The 12500-nt window shown below is 41.5% G+C and carries 13 protein-coding genes (1 of these 13 cut by a window edge); 6 read left to right on the top strand and 7 right to left on the bottom strand.

The window, feature by feature from the left end:
- Nucleotides 1-48: 48 nt before the first annotated feature.
- Nucleotides 49-891, top strand: coding sequence for a YbjQ family protein (locus tag CIT02_RS05040; protein WP_292614597.1), 843 nt, complete (start codon nt 49-51; stop codon nt 889-891).
- A 19-nt stretch (nt 892-910) separates the two neighbouring features.
- Here CIT02_RS05040 and CIT02_RS05035 read toward each other — a convergent pair whose 3' ends face one another.
- The 3 genes from CIT02_RS05035 to CIT02_RS05025 all read right to left on the bottom strand — a co-directional run bounded on the left by CIT02_RS05035 (nt 911) and on the right by CIT02_RS05025 (nt 3008).
- The gene (locus tag CIT02_RS05035; RefSeq protein ID WP_292614596.1) at nt 911-1564 is read right to left on the bottom strand and encodes an ABC transporter ATP-binding protein; all 654 of its coding nucleotides are present in this window, start codon (nt 1562-1564) and stop codon (nt 911-913) included.
- Nucleotides 1554-2249, bottom strand: coding sequence for an ABC transporter permease (locus tag CIT02_RS05030; protein WP_292614594.1), 696 nt, complete (start codon nt 2247-2249; stop codon nt 1554-1556). Before CIT02_RS05030 ends, CIT02_RS05035 begins: the two co-directional genes overlap by 11 nt.
- 240 nt (nt 2250-2489) lie before the next feature.
- Nucleotides 2490-3008 (bottom strand): DUF308 domain-containing protein, encoded by a 519-nt coding sequence (locus CIT02_RS05025; protein WP_292614592.1) that lies wholly within the window; start codon nt 3006-3008, stop codon nt 2490-2492.
- Nucleotides 3009-3378: 370 nt separating this feature from the next.
- Here CIT02_RS05025 and CIT02_RS05020 point away from each other — a divergent pair, with 370 nt between their 5' ends.
- On the top strand, nt 3379-3858 hold the full coding sequence (locus tag CIT02_RS05020) for a DUF308 domain-containing protein (protein ID WP_292614590.1): 480 nt from the start codon (nt 3379-3381) through the stop codon (nt 3856-3858).
- A 95-nt stretch (nt 3859-3953) separates the two neighbouring features.
- Here CIT02_RS05020 and CIT02_RS05015 read toward each other — a convergent pair whose 3' ends face one another.
- Nucleotides 3954-4805, bottom strand: coding sequence for a potassium channel family protein (locus CIT02_RS05015; protein ID WP_292614588.1), 852 nt, complete (start codon nt 4803-4805; stop codon nt 3954-3956).
- A gap of 127 nt (nt 4806-4932) precedes the next feature.
- Nucleotides 4933-6915, bottom strand: coding sequence for an FUSC family protein (locus tag CIT02_RS05010; protein WP_292614587.1), 1983 nt, complete (start codon nt 6913-6915; stop codon nt 4933-4935).
- 261 nt (nt 6916-7176) lie between these two features.
- Here CIT02_RS05010 and CIT02_RS05005 point away from each other — a divergent pair, with 261 nt between their 5' ends.
- The 4 genes from CIT02_RS05005 (at nt 7177) to CIT02_RS04990 (ending at nt 11602) form a co-directional block, all read left to right on the top strand.
- Nucleotides 7177-7878, top strand: coding sequence for a hypothetical protein (locus CIT02_RS05005; RefSeq protein ID WP_292614585.1), 702 nt, complete (start codon nt 7177-7179; stop codon nt 7876-7878).
- Nucleotides 7879-8268: 390 nt separating this feature from the next.
- Complete coding sequence (locus CIT02_RS05000) at nt 8269-9123, top strand: metallophosphoesterase (RefSeq protein ID WP_292614583.1); 855 nt, start codon at nt 8269-8271, stop codon at nt 9121-9123.
- 128 nt (nt 9124-9251) lie between these two features.
- On the top strand, nt 9252-11375 hold the full coding sequence (locus CIT02_RS04995) for a phage holin family protein (RefSeq protein WP_292614581.1): 2124 nt from the start codon (nt 9252-9254) through the stop codon (nt 11373-11375).
- Between the two features lie 23 nt (nt 11376-11398).
- Nucleotides 11399-11602, top strand: a complete 204-nt coding sequence (locus CIT02_RS04990; protein ID WP_292614579.1) for a YwbE family protein — start codon at nt 11399-11401, stop codon at nt 11600-11602.
- A 121-nt stretch (nt 11603-11723) separates the two neighbouring features.
- Here CIT02_RS04990 and CIT02_RS04985 read toward each other — a convergent pair whose 3' ends face one another.
- Nucleotides 11724-12152 carry a hypothetical protein gene (locus CIT02_RS04985; RefSeq protein WP_292614577.1) on the bottom strand — a complete coding sequence of 143 codons (429 nt, stop codon included), beginning with the start codon at nt 12150-12152 and terminating at the stop codon, nt 11724-11726.
- A 91-nt stretch (nt 12153-12243) separates the two neighbouring features.
- On the bottom strand, nt 12244-12500 hold the 3' portion of the coding sequence (locus CIT02_RS04980) for a hypothetical protein (RefSeq protein ID WP_292614575.1). 169 nt of this gene lie beyond the right edge of the window; only the last 257 of its 426 coding nucleotides appear in the window; its start codon lies off the right edge, out of view; the stop codon is at nt 12244-12246.

Raw genomic sequence — 12500 nt, 5'->3', positions numbered from 1 at the left:
GTAAAAAATCATCCTAAGTTTAACCCCATGTATTAGGAAGGGATAGATTTGCCAATATCGGTTATAAAGTTTCTAAAAGATAAACGCTGGGCATTTGCCGCCATACTCATAGGTTTTGCCGTGGGATTCCTATCCGCTTTACTGTGTGTGATATGGCAACTGAAGATCTTCGGCTTTAACATACTGTTCATTGTATCTCCCTTGGTTGCTGGTTTTGTGGAAACGTTCATAGCCCAACGCATGTACGGTAAAAGTACCGGAGCAATAAGTGCCCTGCTAATATTCATATTCATAAATGCCTACGCCTGGCTTTTCCCCCAGGACCCCATTGTCATCAACTTCTTCACCCTGGGTGGTTTGGCCATGATGATACAGGCGGCATTCCCCATACTCATCAACTACCTCCTTTTTGTTGTATTTCTGGGCATATTAACTTATATTATAGGATATGTGGGAAACCTCCTGTCTAAAGCCATGAACAAAGTTACCCGGAAAACCCCCGAACCCGAAGCAGAGTCCGATATTGGTGATCAGTCCGGAGACCTGTTGAAAAGTCCTCAATTAGGTTTTATGGATGACCTGGAAGTCCCCTTGGTATCCATTCCCTATATGACTGGTGGCCAGATCACCAAACACCTGGGACTGGTAACTGGAGAAGCAATGGTAGAAGATGAGTCAGAGGGAAATTCCCGGTTGCCAAAAAAACCAAAAATTGATGGTATGAGCTTAAACAAAGCCAAAGAAACCGCAATCCTTAGAATGTTGGATAATGCGTACGAAATGGGTGCTAACACCGTGGTTGAAGTTTTAATCGATTACAATTCAATCGGGGGTTTGCAGGGCAATGCCATAATAGTCACCGCCACTGGAACCGCGGTAGTGTATCAATAGCAATTCAGGGTACATGAATTCAGGGATAGGATCGGAGCACCCCATATTCAAGCACATAACTCTTATCAAAGAAGTTATGCAGTGAACTCTGGCTGCTGGTCAGTAGTAGGGTAGCATCGATTTTTCTTAAAAGTTCCAGGAAATTCGCAGTGGCCTCCTGATCCAGCTCGGCAGTTGTTTCATCCGCCAGTACAATAGCAGGATCATTAACCAGTGAACGGGCCAGTGCAACCTTCTGTGCTTCTTCAGGTGACAGATCACTGGGGAACCGCTCCCAATTATCCACCTGGACTTTTTCCAGTAATTTTCCTGCTGTCTCTTCATCAGGTGAACTCATGGGGAGCATCACATTCTCCAGAATGGTGAGGTAGGGTAAAAGATTGGCCCTGCGGAAAATAAAGCCAATTTCATTTTTAATCATCATTGAACGTTCACTATCCCTCAATCCAGTAGTTGGGACTCCTTTAATACAGATTTCCCCTGAGCTGGGGGTCTTGATAAGGCCCGCAAGGTAGATCAGGGATGTTTTACCGGCCCCGGAAGGACCGGTCACCAGGGTGGATGAGTCCGGAGGGAGTGAAAAAGATAAATCTTTAAGGGCAGTTACCTCGGAGTTTTTACGGTGGTAGACTTTACTCACCTGGTTAAAGGCCAGAATACTTTCAGTAATCACAGAGAAGAGCCTCCTCTACTTTTATTTGGGAGGTAAACCATGCGGGGTACAGGCCGAGGATGAGACTGAGCAGGGTGGTGATGGCAATGGTGCCCACGAACAACCACAAAGGGAGCACATTGAACAGATCCGGTGCGAGAAAAACTGATATTAACCAGATACCCAGAGTTCCAATAATAACTCCGATAATGGATCCAATAAAACCTAATAAGCCGGATTCAAGAGTGCAACTAATGAAAATTTCTCTTTTTGTAAAGCCCATGCATTTAAGAAGTCCGATCTCTCTTCTACGCTCGGAAAGGTTGAAACCCATCGTGTTCATAATGCCTAAAACTCCAATTAACAGGGCCACGCTGGCCAGCCCATCTAAAAGGTAAACCAGGTTGACTAGTAATCCTTCTAAACGGCTGAATAACTGGTTTTCAGTGATTGAACTGCCTAAAAATGAGTTTATATAGTTAACTGCCGATGATACCAGGTTGGACTGGTTATCTGTGGTTGTGCTGGATTGCACTCCTATTTTTCCACTGGATGGTCCTGATTTTTCTAAAAAACTGCTTATGCCCAGCCCGGAGCTTACCAGGATCAATAAAATGATGACTCCCAGGGAAATTCTTAAAACGGTTGATAGATTCCGCAGGCGGTTACGGCGTAAATTTTTCCAGGATAAAGCGTATATTCCCATTAAAACCAGCTCATAATTAAAAATTGATTTCCGGCCATTAGGAGAGTTAATATCCATTTTTTTTCAGAAATTTTATTTTCTCCAGATATATTCATTGGTGGTTTAATCTTTATGTTTTTTTTGGGAAATAAAAAGTTCTTAATAAAAAATAAAAGGTTCTTTATCGAAATAATGGGGAATCCATAAAAATTAATGAAGATCCTTTATGGAAAATAAAAGAGGATGAGGCTTGTTATTTTTTTATTCTGAAGCTTCAGCTTCAACCTTTGCTGCTGGTTTAAATATTTCAAATATTCCACTGATTATTAACCAGATACCAATTAATATTGCGAGGTAGAAGGGATTCCAGGCATACAATCCGAGAATTATGTATATAATACCCATTAAAATTCCTAAAATACCTACTCCCTTGGCTGATCCTCCTTCTCCGGTAAAAAGGGTTATCACACCGGACATGAATAGGAAGAATCCTGCTAAATAAAGTATAAAGCTGGCTAAGAAACTCAATTCAGTTATACTTCCTACCAGTCCTATTCCTGCTATTATGGCAATAATTCCCAGGATTATGTTGAGAACACTGGTTCCTTTACTGACCTTCCATCCTGAAAATCCTTGAACCAGGAACCAAACACCTAAAGCGAGTACTCCCAGCCCGGCCAGGATACTGAACGTGTAAACACTTATCAATGGGAATGCAATCACTATTAAACCTAATATTATTGCTACAATTCCTAATGCTACATTTTTGCCTTCGGCCATATCAATCAAACCTCCCTAATGTTGGTTACAAGCCCCATACACTTTCATCTTGTGTGACTACTTAATAAGCTTTTTCTAGGTGATAACCAAAGCAGGGGATAGGGTACTGGCTCGTGGAATGGAGTTAATTTATTCTAGCCTTGAATTATCCCAAAAATCTGGTGCAGATTCTGGAAACTAATCCCTTGATTGGTATTTTCCAACAATCACAATAAAATCCATTTATAAACTCCAAAAATAAGTTATAGGAGATTTAAACCTGTTTTTTGGGGTAATAATGTTCATTTGAAATAGTAACATATTTATGCGTTCGCTGATAGATTATAACTAGTTAAACATTGATTTAACTAAAAAGAGATGGAGGGTTTTGATGAAAAATACTGTATTGGGTATTTTAGCAATAATTCTTGGTTTAATTGTTTTAGCGTTCCCACTGGCAGGTCTTGTGGCTGCAAGTGTGCTGACCGGATTTGTAGTATTGATGATTGCGGTATGGCTTTTAATTGTGGGTGGATCCCAGTTGGAAGTCAGTAAAAAGGCGGGGATTATGAACCTGATCCTGGGTATAATAGTCCTTATTGTGGGTATTGGCCTCATTTTCAGCCCAGCTTTATTCGCATTCCTGGCTGGATTCTTACTGTACCTGGCAGGTATATTCATGATAATAGCCGGAATCATATCTCTGGTATCCCGTAACGAATTTAAAAACGCCACCTGGGCTGGTGTACTGGGAATAATACTGGGTCTTCTGTACATTATTCTGGGAACATTTGCCTTTGACCCGGTTTACCTGGGAGTCTTAATTGGTGTCTGGCTGGTAATCAATGGTATCTTTGCTTTCCTTGAATAAAAAAAGACCATTAAAGCCATAAAAGAATTAAAAAAAAGGTTTAGGAAATATTTAAACATATTTCCTACTATTATTTTTCTTATAATGCCGAGGAATTATTCTTTAATCTCTCTCAGCATATTCTTAATTTCAGTTATTTCCGATTTAATTTCATTTATCTCAGTTTTTATTCCTTTAACATCCTCTTCTTTAGCCATTTGGGATTCTAAATCATTCACTGTGTCATCAATTTTTGCCACGTACTCCACACTCTTCTGGACGATTTTTTCCCGATCTTCACGTAGTTTATCCATTAATGAAGAAGTTGTAGCTGCAGTTAACAGGCTGGAGATACCTATGGCACTGACCATGGCAATTATCCCCACTACACGTCCCCAGGAGGTGATGGGAACCACATCTCCGTAACCAACCGTGGTGATGGTTTGCACCACGTACCATACCGAATCCTCAAAGGTGGTAACTTCGGGGTTAACTCCGTGTTCAATTAAGAAGAACATCACTGAACAGAACACCAGCACCACCACAAAGAAGGCAAACCCGTATACTAATCTACTTTTGGTAACAAACCGGTCTACTGCTTTACCAACCTGGCGAGCGGCCATTAACAGGGTTACCACTTTAATCAGTGCCAGAATTTTCAGTATGAGGGAAGCTTCATCAATCCCCAGAAGAATCAGGCCGAGGAAATAGAAGGGTATAACTGCCAGGATACCATTCCAGTTTTTCTTCAAATAACTTTCCTGGGGTCCGGTTCTCCGGTGCTGGACCCAGTATCCAAATATAAGCAGTGCACAGGTTAATAAATCCAAATAAGCGATATTAGAATAGGTATCTGGTCTCAGGGGTAGGAAAACGCTGATAAAAAGAAGGAAACTATCCAGGAATATGAAGACCATGAGAATTATTTCCAGGACCAGTTCCAGTCTATATCTCAGCTTACTATTCATGATTTCAACTTATAATTACCCACAAATATTTTTTTCGATTATAAATTGATCCGTTAAGGTCCGGTTGGGTTTAAGTAGGTCCACCTTGTGAGGTGAACTTTCAACCTCATTTATAACCCCTCAAAGATTAACTCAAGTCACGGTACCTTTTCCAAATTCCAGTGCGGTGGCCCAGTTCTACTTCTTCCTGAATTAATTCCACATCACTGGTGATCCAATCCAGATACATCTCCAGGTCTGGTGTTAACCCTTCTCCTTTAGAGTAAGATGTCCTGATTTTCATAGGAGGCAGTACAACATTTTTATCCACGGATAAGGCCATGTGGGAGAGAACATCCAGCAACTGTTCTTTAAAAGTGGACAGATCAGGTAATGATTCACTGGATTCCATTAAAGTTGCCAGAGCAGATATATCAGCGGTTAATTTTTTATTAACTGCCTCCAGATCCTTATAGAATGAAACATCATCCTCCACATCATTAAAAGTATCATTAACCTTTTTAATGGCTGATTCGAGGTTCTTTTCCTCTAACATGTACTTCCTGAACAGTTGAACTGCCTTTTCATGCTGGTAAACCATCCCTTCACTGGGGATAACTGTTTCCAGGTATTCCCGGTTGCTACGAATGGTCCGGGCAATCTGCTCGGGTAGGTTTATGGCCATTCTACTGGGGAAGATAAGATATGCGCAGACCAGTGCTAGAACAGCACCTATGGATATGTCAATTAGTCTGGCCACTGCATTTCCAAACACAGTCCCCGTGGGCCAGAGCAAGACTACAAAAAGGGTCATAGCCATTATAGACAGACTCATATAATTGGGATAGAAGGCCCGGAAGAAGAAGAGCATTATAAATGCTATCCACACCAGTATCTGGTGGGGAAAAATGAATCCCAAAATAATTGCCAGAATTATTGCTATAAAGTTGAATGAAACCCGGGAAATCATGTTGTTCACCGTACTGGTCACATCGGGTTTCATGATTATTAAAATTCCCATGGTTATCCATATAGCGCTGCGTTCGTGGGTCAAATATACTACCACGAGTCCCAGGGTCATGGCCAGGGTAAAACGAAGAGCATGGCGTATGTACATATTGTTAAGATTGAAATTGGCTTTCAAAACTTCCTGCAGAGATCTCCGGGGTGATCTTATGGACTTTTTGGGGGAAGATGTTTCTTCTTCCGCTAACAATTCGTTGACCCGTGTGAGCAGACTCTTCATACTTCTAGCTACATCCAAAACCACATCTCTGCTCCCCTCTTCCAGGGTACCTGTTTCTTGTAACTCCACCATTGTCTGGTCAAGTGGGGATAAATCTATCCCCTTCTGTTGGGTGGTGATGTTGAGGGCAACCTTCTTACTACTGGTATTGGCAGTTTCCAGGAAGATATGGAAAATTTCACCAAGTTTTCCAGACAAACGGGATGAAACTAACTCCGCATAACCCCGGAATCCATTAAGATATGTTCCTATTCTGAAAAGCTCATAGTCTCGGGGGGAAAGAAGAATACCGGACAAAGCTTGACGCATAGATAGAGTTTTTTCCAGGGATGTTCCGGGATCAAAGGGTAATGCCACCATATGGAGAAGATCATCCCGGCGGTGAATCAGCTTGGGGATGAATAGGATGGAGGCAACCAGGTATGCTAAAATTATGTATAACCCCCATTCAAGGGGAGAAGCAGTAGTATTAACCAGTAAAACCGAGATGAAGTAACAGGTGAAGATCATAAAGCCCATTGTTCCTGCGGTTTCCCCAAATATGTACAGGGACAGGCTGAAAAAAGCCCAGATCACCGTAAAAAATAAAAAAATGGGAAGACTGGAAAGGGCCAGGGAAGAACTCACAAAAGCCAAAAGCGTCATTATAAACCCTACCAGAGCCAGCGGGACGATTTTATTCAGGGGAAGTGGTAGGTCAATGATTATAGTGGCCACCAGAGTGATGAACATGACGGCACTCACTCCCTTATCAAAACCCAAATATTGGGCTAATAAAGCGGCCAAGACCATTAAAACTATGGATTTGGCTGCCTGTTTCCATAGGGGACTACCACCGGGTTTGGATAATATTTTTAACCTTCCTAAAAAACCCTTCTTTTCCATGTACTAACCCTCTCATATTTAAACTACCTGGAATAATTATGCAATAATTTTTACTGTAACCTAAATTATTAGCAGAGGTTCTAAATTGTTAACATCTAATATCTAAGATAATCTTAAATTGCAGTTTGATCCATTACCTATTAAAACATTGTCAGAATATTCAACTTCAGTTACCCTTACGGTAATAATAAGTTGGAATTCAGGGGAAGTTAAGTCCGGCAATCGATGGTTAAGGATTATTCAAGTGTAAAGGGTGAATGAATGAGCTTTTTAAATCCAGATACTAATACAAATCCATTAGAACGCAATTTATTGCGGATCATGCGCATATTCCTTTTAGTGGCGGGAGTCTACATCACCATCTTCGGAGGGGTGAATGGTTCGGAACGAATATTTGGAGTGATGATACTGGTGGCCCTCACCATAATCAATGCCCCGGCCCTTTTCACAGGAAACAGGATACGCGCCCTGCCTGTGGAAATAGAACTTTTACTACTGGCCATGGTTTTATTTGAATTGGTGGGAGGAGATGCCTTAGGATTGTACGTGAAACTTCCTTATTATGATAATTTCATGCACTTCATGCTCCCCTTATACATAGCACTCATTGGAATGATGCTGGTATATACCATGTACCATTTCGGTAGACTGAAAGCTACCTTCCTGGAGATGGCTATCCTTATAGTCATAGTAACCATTGGACTGGGAGGTGTTCTGGAAATGGGAGAATACACTTACGATAAATATTTAGCCAGCGGTTCACTGGGACAGATCACTGGAAATACTCAGATGCAGGGTTCACCAACTCAAAGTCCCCTGGATGACACCATGAATGACTTATTCACCGATACTGCGGGGGGAATTGTAGGGGCACTAATAGGAGTGCTACTAATTAGGAGAGCAGAGAGGAGAGGGGGCCATTGGAAGATAGCTGATGAAATAGAAGATATGATGCAGGAGTAAATCTTCGAATTTCATCCTAAAGGTGAAGTTCATCCTTGATTTCTGGTAATGGGGATAGGGTGGCCAATTGGGGTTACATTTTTCAGGAAATTACTGTTTCAAGAAATTTTATATACGGTACACACCAAAGATCAATGCGTAAATTACAGTATCAATCCTATTATTAATATTAACTGTTAATCTAGTTTAATTCAAAAATTTAGCAAATATTTTAGCTGGAAAAGCCAGAAAACTTGGTTAAGAGCTTACTCAGAATTGAGGAGTCAAGAAAGGAAGATGGAAATATCAAAAGAAATTCACTCTCTCCCTGGAATATCGAAAAAAGTTGTACTCTCAAATGGAATACCAAATTTTCACCGGGCAAATAGGGGAAGTAAAAGGAATAATCACATGACAGAAAAGGATCCCAACGGTATGAAATACCGGCAGAAGTTACAGAGGGGAATGACGCGCTGGCGTCATATTGTGGGTAACCCTAACTTCAATAACCAGGACTTCCAGCTGGAACAGGTGGAAGTTATCATACCCGGCCTTGACCCTGCCTTTGATAATTATCGCCTGATAAATCTTTCCGATATCCATCTGGGTCAGTGGATAACACCGGAACACCTGGAGGGTGTGGTGGATATGGTTAATAAAGAAAAACCTGATTCTATAACCATTACTGGTGATTTTGTTTCCTACATCCTGGATGATGTGGCTCAGGACCTGGAAAAATCCCTTAAGAAGTTAAAACCTAAAGAGTATTCCCTGGCTGTTTTGGGTAATCATGATCACTGGTTAAGTGCAGATAGAATAAAAAATATCTTGCGCCGATGTGATATAATTGATGTCAGTAATGATTTTTACACTATACAACGTGAAGAAGCTCTGCTCCACGTAGCTGGAGTGGATAGTGTGATGTTAGGCAAGCACCGCCTGGATCTGGTGATGGAAAAACTCCCTCCTGAGGGACCAGCCATACTCCTGGCCCATGAACCTGATTTTGCCGACATCAGCTCAACCACGGGACGTTTCAGCCTGCAGATATCCGGACACTCCCATGGGGGTCAATTTTTAATACCCGGTCTGGGAACATTCATCCGCGGTCCCCACTTCCTGAAATATCCGGCGGGTAAATACATGGTGGGAGATATGGTTCAGTACACCAGCCGGGGTCTGGGAACTAATATATTCTGGTTACGGATTAACTGCGACCCGGAGATCACGGTGTTCACTTTAAAATCTCCTGAAGATGCAAAGTAAATATTGAAGTTGATTCAATTCATAACTATCACGTTGATCAATTCCTTAGTTTGATCTATTCCATTCCATGGGTTGATCTATTCCTGTGGGGAGATTGAAAGCTAATAATATAAATAGGGAGGATCCAGATGGATAATGGGGAAAAACAGTCATCAGAGTGGTACAACAAGGTTCAGGATCATTCTAGATTCTACTGGTTGGGACGGACCCTGGTTATGTGGTTCGGTGGATTTTTAGGGTTCATAATCATAGACCATCTCGCACTGGGCCTGTATTTTGATGATTGGGTCACGGCCTTTCTGGCTGCGGGACTGGTGGGGATTTTAAATGCCATTTTCTGGCCAATCTTAGCCCGAATATTGTTGCCCTTCATGGTATTTACCGTGGGGATAGGTGCTTTACTTTTGAATGCCCTTCTAATATGGGTAGCCAGTGATTTGATGGGAGGATTCACAATTGAAGGCCCGGCCTTAATACTGACCCCCATTGCCATGGCCGCAGTTACTGCCGTGTTATCTGCTATTTTAACCATTGATGATGATGCCACCTACTACCGGAATGTTATTCGGAAAATAAAAAAAGGAAAAATCAAATTCCAGGATAAACCAGGAGTCATATTCCTGGAAATAGATGGTCTTGCCTTTAATATTCTAAATGAAGCCATAGAAAAGGGAAACATGCCCACCCTTAAAAAGTGGTTGGAACAGGACACCCATAAAGTGGTACCTTGGGAAACTGACCTGTCCAGTCAAACTGGTGCCAGCCAGGCCGGGATACTCCATGGGAATAACAGTGACATCCCGGCATTTAGATGGGTGGAAAAGGATAAAAACAACAAAATAATGGTTTCCACCGGTCTGTCCGATGCACCCTTAATTGAAGAAAGAATATCTGATGGGAATGGACTTTTAGCCTGTCACGGTGCCAGCCGAACCAATTTATTCTCTGGTGATGCCAGTGATGTTATTTTCACTTACAGTCAGCTTAAAAACCTGGGAAGATTTTACACCAGGGCCTGGTACTATGTATATTCCTATCCGTCAAATTTCGCCCGTATAGTGGCTTTATTCCTGTGGGACGTTCTGTTAGATTTTTCATCCCAACTGGTGCACTGGATAAAAAACATCCAGCCCCGTATAAAACGAGGATTTATCTACCCCTTTGTAAGGGCTGGAGCTAACGTATTTTTAAGGGAAGTAACCACTGCGGTGGTTATCGGGGACATGCTGGAGGGTAAAGTTGATGTGGCCTATGTAACTTACCTGGGTTATGATGAAATAGCCCACCACTCCGGAACTCGAGATTGGGATGCTTTTCATGCCCTTAAAAAATTGGATATGCAGTTTCATCGTCTGGATACTGCTCGAAAGTACGCACCACGCCCCTATCACTTGGTGGTACAGTCTGATCATGGTCAAACCAATGGAGCCACTTTCCTGCAGCGCTACGGAGTGAGTCTGGAGGACGTTGTCCGCGAATTGATGCCTCCTGAAACCCGTATCTACAGTGAACTCTCCTCCAACGAGGACCACTTTGGCCAGGCCATCCAGAATCCCCTGGAAGATAGTAAAAGTTATATAAAGGGGAAAGGGGATAAGGTGGCCAATGAAAGTAAGTATATTTTCGATACCACGGTTAAAAAGGTTGATGAAGCTCCCCTGGTCCGGGGGAAAATATTAGATTACCTGCAGCGCCACCAGATTGGAGAAATGCCCCATAGTAAGGATGTTTCCTCCGAGGATGCCCAAGTAATCGTGCTGGCCTCGGGCAACCTGGGCTTGATCTACCTTACGGAATACCCGGAAAGATTGACCTTTGAACAAATAAGAACCCTTTATCCAGATCTCATCCCCGGACTGGTTCAACATGAAGGAGTGGGATTTGTGATGGTTAATTCTACAGAACACGGACCAATGGTCATGGGAAAAGAAGGAATCCACTACCTCCAGGACGGTACCATTGAAGGAGAAGATCCTTTAGCTTTATTTGGATCAAGAGCTCCGGAACATCTCCGGCGAACCAACAGTTTTAAATACACTCCGGATATTCTGGTCAACAGTTTCTATGACTCAGAAAATAATGAAGTAGCTGCCTTTGAAGAATTGGTTGGTAGCCATGGTGGTATGGGAGGTGAACAAACCCAGCCATTCATTATTTATCCATCAGAGTGGGATATGGGTTTTGAGGAAATTGTGGGTGCGGAAAAATTGCATAAAATGTTAAAAAAACAGTTAAAACATCTTGAAATATGAATTTTAGAAAATTGAGTGGAAACATGAATCACAAGACCGGTAAAAACAGGAAAGATGTAAAAATAGGATCAGAAGTTTACATTGTACTTAAAAAGGATCAACGCACTGGGAAACGAACTAAAGGAATAGTTAAAGACTTATTAACCCGTTCTTCATTTCACCCCCATGGAATCAAGGTGAGACTTGAAGATGGGAAAGTGGGAAGGGTTCAGGAAATAATCAAATAAGGAATCTAAATTGACATTTTAATGGAAATTTATAGTATAATATTTGATTAAAGAACTTTAAATTAGTAAATTAAAAATTAAATAAATAAAATCAGGTAAATCTGGTGAGTACTGATTTTATTTATTCAACGTAGATTTTAGTGGTTGATTGGCAGTGTTTTAGGTTTCCTTCGTGTTTTACTATTAATGTGTAGGTGCCTTTTTTATTGAGTGTAAATGTGTGGGGGGTAGCGTTAGCGGTGAAAAGGTTGGTTATTGCCCTGTCACTCCATACAAGATTGTGGCTGGAGTCATAGACGTCAAAGTACAGGTAACGAAGGAGTTCTGGAACCCATAAATGCGTCCCATATCTACTCTCAACCATGTAGTAGTATAATCTTGCTTGTAACTCTATTTCTGATCCTGCTTTAACGGTAATATCTTGAAGTGGTTGACCATTTTTTGCTGTTATTTTGGTGTCTCCTGGTGGTGGGTCTGCGGCAAATAGGGGTTGTAGTCCGCAGACTGCAATTAGGGTTATTAAAACTATGGGTAAGAATTTAACTTTCATTTTTTTCCACTTCCCTTATTTTGGAGTGGTTTTTTTTATTTAGTTTTTGATTTTAGTTGGTTTTGTTGAAAATGAATAGAAAGGGGGAAAATTAGATCACGTTGATTTTGGTGGTTGATTGGCAGTGTTTTAGGTCCCCTTCGTATTTTACTTTTAAGGTGTAGGTGCCTTTTTTATTGAGTGTAAATTTGTCGGGATTAGCGTTAGCGGTGAAAAAGTTGGTTATTGCGCTGTCACTCCATACGAGGTTGTTGCTGGAGTCATAGACGTAAAAGTCAAGGTAACGGCAGATTTGTGGAATCCATGTAACCTTCAAGACATTGTTATAATAGAACAAGTATAATCTTG

It is taken from the genome of Methanobacterium sp. BAmetb5 (assembly GCF_003491305.1).
Taxonomy (GTDB): Archaea; Methanobacteriota; Methanobacteria; order Methanobacteriales; family Methanobacteriaceae; genus Methanobacterium.
This window is presented reverse-complemented; position numbering and strand designations above follow the sequence as displayed.

What these genes read in the sequence shown, in the direction of transcription:
- CIT02_RS05030 (WP_292614594.1), bottom strand. Translation starts at nt 2,249, where the DNA reads ATGGGAATATACGCTTTATCCTGGAAAAATTTACGCCGTAACCGCCTG.
- CIT02_RS05025 (WP_292614592.1), bottom strand. Translation starts at nt 3,008, where the DNA reads ATGGCCGAAGGCAAAAATGTAGCATTAGGAATTGTAGCAATAATATTA.
- CIT02_RS05020 (WP_292614590.1), top strand. Translation starts at nt 3,379, where the DNA reads ATGAAAAATACTGTATTGGGTATTTTAGCAATAATTCTTGGTTTAATT.
- CIT02_RS05015 (WP_292614588.1), bottom strand. Translation starts at nt 4,805, where the DNA reads ATGAATAGTAAGCTGAGATATAGACTGGAACTGGTCCTGGAAATAATT.
- CIT02_RS05010 (WP_292614587.1), bottom strand. Translation starts at nt 6,915, where the DNA reads ATGGAAAAGAAGGGTTTTTTAGGAAGGTTAAAAATATTATCCAAACCC.
- CIT02_RS05005 (WP_292614585.1), top strand. Translation starts at nt 7,177, where the DNA reads ATGAGCTTTTTAAATCCAGATACTAATACAAATCCATTAGAACGCAAT.
- CIT02_RS05000 (WP_292614583.1), top strand. Translation starts at nt 8,269, where the DNA reads ATGACAGAAAAGGATCCCAACGGTATGAAATACCGGCAGAAGTTACAG.
- CIT02_RS04995 (WP_292614581.1), top strand. Translation starts at nt 9,252, where the DNA reads ATGGATAATGGGGAAAAACAGTCATCAGAGTGGTACAACAAGGTTCAG.
- CIT02_RS04990 (WP_292614579.1), top strand. Translation starts at nt 11,399, where the DNA reads ATGAATCACAAGACCGGTAAAAACAGGAAAGATGTAAAAATAGGATCA.
- CIT02_RS04985 (WP_292614577.1), bottom strand. Translation starts at nt 12,152, where the DNA reads ATGAAAGTTAAATTCTTACCCATAGTTTTAATAACCCTAATTGCAGTC.